The sequence below is a fragment of the Streptomyces atratus genome, from assembly GCF_014648655.1.
Lineage (GTDB): Bacteria > Actinomycetota > Actinomycetes > Streptomycetales > Streptomycetaceae > Streptomyces > Streptomyces atratus.
In genome coordinates, this window is the sequence record NZ_BMRN01000027.1 from 96,784 (window position 1) to 103,932 (window position 7,149).

At 73.2% G+C, this 7,149-nt stretch carries 3 protein-coding genes; all 3 read right to left on the reverse strand.

Annotation, left to right across the window (positions count from 1 at the left end; translation table 11 throughout):
- Positions 1 to 105: 105 nt before the first annotated feature.
- Genes IEZ15_RS30635 through IEZ15_RS30645 form a run of 3 tightly spaced genes read right to left on the reverse strand, consistent with a single transcriptional unit; the run spans position 106 to position 7,081 of the window.
- Entirely contained in the window at positions 106 to 1,104 is a 999-nt protein-coding gene (locus tag IEZ15_RS30635; protein ID WP_189280271.1) for a phytanoyl-CoA dioxygenase family protein, read from the reverse strand.
- 14 nt (positions 1,105 to 1,118) lie between these two features.
- Positions 1,119 to 2,438 (reverse strand): cation:proton antiporter, encoded by a 1,320-nt coding sequence (locus IEZ15_RS30640; protein ID WP_189280272.1) that lies wholly within the window; start codon positions 2,436 to 2,438, stop codon positions 1,119 to 1,121.
- Entirely contained in the window at positions 2,435 to 7,081 is a 4,647-nt protein-coding gene (locus IEZ15_RS30645; protein WP_189280273.1) for a non-ribosomal peptide synthetase, read from the reverse strand. Before IEZ15_RS30645 ends, IEZ15_RS30640 begins: the two co-directional genes overlap by 4 nt.
- Positions 7,082 to 7,149: the final 68 nt, after the last annotated feature.

The following is a 7,149-nucleotide window of genomic DNA, read 5'->3' on the forward strand; positions in this document are numbered from 1 at the left end:
CGTCGCACTCGGCGGTACGTCGTGGTCAGGCGCACAGGCACGGGCCCGTCCCCCGCCCGCCCGGTGTCGGCGGGTCGGGGGTCCGTGGCCCGGCGGGGTCCGGGATCAGAGGTAGGCGTTGGCGGGGTTGAAGCGGTCGCCGAAGAGGCGGACGCAGCGGTGGCCGCTGATGTCGAGGTTCGAGCCGTCGAAGGTGTCGCCCGTGACGCGCTGCGGGTACACCCAGGTGTCGCCGAGGGTGTAGCGGGCGTTGACGGCCAGGCGCATCTTGGCGCCGGGCAGCGAGGCACGGGAGCGATGCATGCAGCGCTCGCTGAAGATGACGTACTCGCCGGCCTTCATCGGCATGGTCCGGGTGTCACCGGGCTTCAGTTCGAAGGGCTCGGTGACGACGGCCTGCAGCTGGTCGACGTGCGCGGTGAGGATGTCGAACAGCTCGTCGAGCGAGTGCTGTCGCGGGTCGACGCCCTCGTACACGCGGCGGGTGTCGATGTCGAGGATGAGGCTGTTGTCAGCGGCGCGGGACAGCAGCTCTTCCTTGGTCTCGATCCGGTTGCGCGGGTCGACGAAGGCGCCGGACTCGGTGAGCTTGACCATGCGCTTCGGGTAGGCGCTGCGCTGCGAGCCCTTGACGTACTCCATCACGCCGTCGTCCTCGGACACGTCGGTGAGCGCGAGCCAGAGCGTCCAGTCCCACTCGCCGGGCGAGCCGAAGGGGAAGAGGGCCGGGCGGTGGCCGCCGACCTCCTCGCCGTCGAAGTAACCGTACTCCTGGTGCCAGTCGATCGCGCCGTCTCCGGGGTACTTCTCGAAGAGCTTGGTGCGCCAGAGGATCATCGACTCGGCGCCGGTGGCCAGCTGCAGGTTGGCGAGGAGCTCCGGTGCGGTCAGCAGCTCGCGCACCTTGTCGTTGACCAGGTGCCAGTCGCGTACCGAGTACCTCTGGTAGAGAGGCTGCACGGGCGGGTTGTCGAGCATGTCCTGGTAGAACTCGGCGATTTCGCCGATCGTGTCTTCGTCGGCGAAGCGCGGGAACGGGCCCACGAAGCCGTCGCGGGCGAGCGCCTCGCGGGGCGCCAGGAGGGGCGAGGTCGGTGCTGACACGTACAGTCCCTTCTTCATGGTCGAGCGGGTCGACCGGTGCGGTCTTCGGGGAGAGCGGAGATCGGGGCCGCCCGCTCTCCCGTGGGCGGCGCGTCCGCCGGACGGCGACGGCGTTCGAGCCGGGCGGTCAGGGCGAGTCCGGGCGCCGTCAGGACCGTGGACAGGACGGCCACGATCACGAGTTGGGTGAACAGCGTCTGGGTGAGCAGCCCGGCCTCCAGGCCGATGTTGAGCGCGATGAGCTGGACGAGGCCGCGCGTGTTCATCAGGACGCCGACCCGGAGCGCCGGCAGCCAGCCGGGGTCCTGGAGCCGGGCCGCCACCGTGCAGGCTCCCAGCTTCCCGATCACCGACGCGGCGAGGAGCACCCCCACACCCAGGAGCAGGGGGCCCGCGTCGAGGGCCTGGATCTGTGTGCGCAGCCCCGTGTAGACGAAGTAGAAGGGCAGCAACACGCCCACCGCGAACGGCCGGACGGAGGCCTCCCAGCGGGACAGCGCCTCGCTCTTGGGGAAGGCCAGGCCCAGCACGAACGCGCCGATCACCACGTGCAGGCCGAGGAACTCGGTGGCGGCGCAGGCCGCGAAGAGCAGCGCGCACACCAGCGGGAGGAACCCCTGCCCACCCCGGCCCAGGGAGGTCGCGAGGAAGGTGCGCAGCGCGCGCCGCACCACGGTGAACAGGAGCGCGACGAACACGGCGAAGCCGGCCACCGTGAGCAGCGGGTCGGTGTGGCCCGCCCCGGTGAGCGCGAGCATCAGCCCGATCCCCACCCAGGCGACCACGTCGTCCACGGCGGCCGCGCCGAGCGCGACCGTCCCGGCGCGGGACCCGAGCAGGCCCTCCTCCTCGATGATCCGCGCGAGCATCGGCAGGGCCGTGACGGAGGCGACCACCCCGGCGTACAGGGCTCCTTCGATCAAGCCCTTCTCCGGCACGGCCGAGGGCTGGGCCCGGAACACCGCGTAGGTCGCGGCGATCCCGAGCACGAACGGAGCGGCCATGCCGGCGAACGACACCGATACAAAGCGCCGGGCCAGGCCCGATCCCCGGACGAGGGAGCCGCTGAACTCCAGCCCGACCAGGAACATGTAGAAGGCGATCCCCAGCTGGCCGAGCGCGTACAGCACCGGTGTGCTGTCGGCCGGGAACACCCACGCCTGGGCGTCCGGCAGCACCAGCCCGAACAGCGAGGGTCCGAGGGCGATGCCGGCCACCATCTCGGCGACGACGGGCGGCTGCCCGACCCGGACGGCGAGCGCCGCGAGGACCCGGCACAGCACCATCATCACGGCGGCGCCCACCAGGAGGCGGGTCAGCAGGTCGCCGCTCACAGCTCTGCCTCCAGCTCGTCGATCTCGTCCTGGGTGAGGTCCACCAGGGTCAGATCGGAGGGGGTGTGCCCGCCTGCCGCCGGGTCCGCCGCGTGCCGGACCAGCGATCCGAGTGCGGCGAACCAGAGGCCGGCCAGGGCCTGGACCCGCCGCTCGTCGAAGAGGCCTTCGGGCCAGGTGAGTGTCGCCCGCAGGCGCGGTCCCGACGGGGTGTCATGAGTGATCGCGCTGATCTCCAGCGCGTGGGCGCACGGCATGTCCGGGTCTGCGGAGGCGATCCGGACGTCCTCGGGCGCGCCTCCCCAGCGTTCCGCACCGGCGTCCACCCGCACCCGGCCCAGGTAGTTGAACCCGATCTGCGGCGTCGCCGCCCCGGCGAGCTCGTCGGCCGACTCCGGGTCGAGATGGCGCAGTTGGCCGTGGCCGAGGCCCTTGCGGGGCACCGTGCGCAGCTGCTCCTTGACGGCGCGCAGACCCTCTCCCGCGGCCGCCGTGTCGCCCTCGCGCCAGACGACACCGGGGTCGACCGCGACCGGGTACAGGGTGGTGAACCAGCCGACGGTGCGGCTCAGGTCCGCTTCCTCGTCCCCCTCATCACGGCCGTGGCCCTCCAGGTCGACGAGGGCCACGGTGTGCCGGGCCTGCCCCTGCGAGTACGTGGCGGAGCCGCCGTCGGCCCGCCAGCGTCCCAGCGCCAGCGCGAAGCCGCTCAGCAGGACCTCGTCCACGGCGGCGCGCAGCACCGCGGGCACCGTCGTCAGCAGCGGCGCCGTGTCCTCGGCGGGCAGTTCGGCGGTGACCCGGCGGGTGGTCCCGACGGTATCCCTGGCGGGATCCAGCGGCCGGTGGCCGAGCAGCGGATCGGCGGTGGCGCCCACGGCCCGCCAGAAGGGCAGCTCGTCCCGCACCTGAGGGGAGAGAGCCTGCTCGGCGAGCCGGTGGGACCAGCCGCGGAAGGAGGTGCCGACGGGCGCGAGTTCGGCCGCGGAGCCGGTCGTGCGGTTGTGCCAGACCGACATCAGGTCCGGGGCGAGGACACGCCACGACACTCCGTCGACGACCAGGTGGTGGGCGATCACCAGCAGCCGGCCCTCGCGGTCCGGGCCCGCGTCGAACCAGACGACCCGCGTCATGACGCCGGTGTCCGGGGCGAGTTCGCGCCGTGCCGCCTCGCCGTGCTCGGCGATGGTCCGCGCCCAGTCGGCCTCCTCGTCGCCGGGCGGCAGCGCGACCCGGCGTACGCACTCCTCGGCGCGCACCGCGCCGACGGGCCGGGTCTCCAGCGTCCACCGCCCGTCGTCCGAGCGGGACAGGACCGCGCGCAGCATGTCGTGCCGGTCGAGGACCGCCTGGACCGCACGGACCAGCCCGGCACGGTCCGGGGCAGGCGGCACGCGCAGCAGCAGCGACTGGTTGAACCCGGCGTAGGGTTCGCCGCGTTCACGCAGCCACGCCATGATCGGCGTGACGGGGACGGCGCCGACGCCGTCGTCGGCCGGCGTCCGCGCGGTGCCGACGTCCCTGGCGGCCGGCGCCAGGGCGGCCACGCTCTGGTACTGGAAGACGTCGCGCGGCGTGATGAGCAGCCCCGCCTGCCGGGCCCGCGCCACCAGTTGGATCGAGACGATGCTGTCGCCGCCGACGGCGAAGAAGTTGTCGTCGACGCCGACCTCGGGCAGGCCGAGCAGTTCCGCGACGAGTTCGCACAGGACGCGCTCACGGGGGCCGCTCGGCGCCCGCCCGGCGCCGACCGTGAACTCCGGTACGGGCAGGGCCGACTTGTCGAGCTTCCCATTGCGGCTGAGCGGAAGGGCGTCCAGGCGGACGAAGGCGGCAGGGACCATGTAGTCGGGGAGCGCCGCGGCGACCTGCCGGGCGAGCACGGCCTCGTCGAACGCGTCCGGCTCGGCCACGACGTACGCGACCAGCCGCCGGTCCCCCGGTCTTGCCTCGTGGGCGACCACCACGGCCTGGGAGACCCCGGGGCAGACGGCGACCGCGGACTCGACCTCGCCCGGCTCGATGCGGAACCCGCGGATCTTGACCTGGGTGTCGGTCCGCCCGGCGAACTCCAGGACGCCGTCGCGGCGCCACCAGACGCGGTCGCCGGTGCGGTACATGCGGCTTCCGGCGGGGCCGAACGGGTCGGCGACGAAGCGTTCGGCGGTGAGCCCCGGCTGCTCGGCATAGCCGCGGGCCAGGCCGGTGCCGGCGATGTGGAGTTCGCCGGTGACGCCGGGCGGCACGGGCCGCAGTCGGTCGTCGAGCACGTAGACGCGCGTGTTGTCGAGCGGCCGCCCGATGGGCACGGAGTTGCGCGCCACGTCCTCGGCCGTCAGGGCATGGTGGACCGCGCACTGGGTGCACTCGGTGGGGCCGTAGGTGTTGGTCAGCCGTGCCGTGCCGGCGTGCGCGAGGACCTTGCGCACGGCGGTCGCCGAGACGGCGTCGCCGCCCACGTAGATGTCGCGCAGCCCCGCGAAGCACTCCGGGTGGTTCTCCGCGAGGAGCCGGAACAGCCCTTCGCCGAAGAGGCCCGCCGTCACCCGGTGTCCGGTCATCGTGCGGGCGAGGCCCTCGATGTCCGTGGCCTCGCCGTCGAAGGCGACGATCCGCGCGCCGCGCAGCAGCGGCCCCCACAGCTCGTACGTCGAGGCGTCGAAGGAGACGGGCAGATGCATCAGCACGCGGTCGTCGGTGCCGTGCCCCCACCAGCGGTAGTGGACCATGTCGACGACGCTGCGGTGGGAGACGGCGACGCCCTTGGGCACACCCGTGGAGCCCGAGGTATGGATGACGTACGCGAGCTGGTCGGGGTGTACGGGGGTGCGGGGTCCCGTTCCGCGGAGTCCGGACTCCTGGGCCGCGGGCGCCGCCGGTTCGTCGGCCCGCACGATCGCGGCCGGGCCGTCCGGGACGTCCGGGAGGGTCGTGCGGTCCGCGACGACGGCCACGGCCCGGGTGCCGTCCAGGATGTGCCGCAGCCTGCCCTGCGGGCTGCGCCGGTCCAGCGGGACGTACACCCCGCCGGCCTTGGCCACGGCGAGGACCGCGACGACGTGCTCGGCCCGGCTGCCGAGCAGCAGCGCCACCCGGTCCTCCGTGCCCACGCCGTGGGCGGCGAGCGCGGCCGCGAGGCCGTCGGAGCGCTCATCCAGTTCCTGGTACGTGAGGGTGGTCGCCCCGTCTTCGAAGGCGACGGCCCGCGGGGTGCGTGCCGCCTGGCCGCGGAAGAGTTCCGGCAGGGAGCCGTCGGGGAAGGCGTGCGCGGTGTCGTTGCGGGCCACCAGCAGCTCGCGCCCCTCCTCCTCGTCCAGCACCGGGAGCGCGTCGACGGTGAGTTCGGGGTCGTGGGCGGCGGCGGTGAGCAGCCGCTGGAAGCGGGCCGCGAGGGCGGCCGTCGTGGACCGGTCGAACAGGTCGACGGCGTACCGTATCTGGCCCTGGATGCCCTGCGCGCCGCCGTCGTCCCCGTACCGCTCCCACAGGCTGAACGACATGTCGAACCTGGCGACCGGGGCCTCTGCCCCCTCGACCCGGGCCCGCAGCCCGGGCAGGTCGACGTCGGGCTCCGCGGTGTTGTGCAGGATCAGCATGACCTGGAAGAGGGGGTGCCGGGCGAGGGAGCGCGCCGGGTTGATCTCCTCGACCAGCCGGTCGAAGGGAACGTCCTGGTGGGCGTAGGCGGCGAGGTCCGACTCCCGTACGCGTGCGAGGAGTTCACGGAAGGTCGGGTCGCCCGAGGTGTCGGTGCGCAGCACCAGGGTGTTGACGAAGAAGCCGACGAGGTCGTCGAGCGCGCTGTCGGTCCGGCCGGCGGTCGGGGCGCCGAGCGGGATGTCGGTCCCGGCGCCCATGCGGGTCAGCAGCGCGGCGAGGGCCGCCTGGAGCACCATGAAGACGCTGACCCCGTTCGCCCTGGCCAGCTCGACGATGGCGGCGTGCTCCGCGGGGCCGATTTCGAGCGGCACGCTGTCGCCGCGGTGGGTGGCCATCTCGGGGCGCGGGCGGTCGGTACGGTACTCCAGCTCCTCAGGGAGGCCCGCCAACGCCCCGCTCCAGTAGGCGAGTTGGCGGTTCAGCTCACTGTCCGGGTCGCTGTCGTCGCCGAGTATCTCGCGCTGCCAGAGCGTGTAGTCGGCGTACTGGACCGGCAGCGGCTCCCACCTGGGGGCCCCGCCGGCCCGGCGCGCCGCGTAGGCGGTGGACAGGTCACGCAGCATGGGGGTGTGTGACCAGCCGTCGCCGGTGATGTGGTGCATGACCAGGACGAGTGCGGCGGTGTCCGTGCCGGTGGTGAGCAGCCTGGCGCGCAGTGGCGGCCGGGTGGCCAGGTCGAAGCCGTGCAGGACGGTCTCCTCGACGGCTGCCCGGAGTTCGTCGGGGGCGACCTGTGACTCCTCGAGTTCGGGGGCGCCTTCCGTCGGGTCGAGGATGCGCTGGCAGGGCACTCCGTCGTGCTCGGGGAAGACGGTGCGCAGGCTTTCGTGACGGGTGACGAGGTCGTTCAGGGCCGCGCGGAGGGCGGGGCGGTCGATCTCGCCGGTGAGACGCAGGACGAGCGGAATGTTGTAGGTGGCGCTGGGGCCTTCGAGCCGGTCGATGAACCACAGGCGTCGTTGGGCGTACGACAACGGAACCATCTCCGGACGCTCCCGCACCACCACCCCCGCACGCCCACTCACCACACCCGACTCGACCCACCCCACCA

Coding starts and splice junctions, on each gene's coding strand:
- IEZ15_RS30645 (WP_189280273.1), bottom strand. CDS start 7,081: ATGGTTCCGTTGTCGTACGCCCAACGACGCCTGTGGTTCATCGACCGG.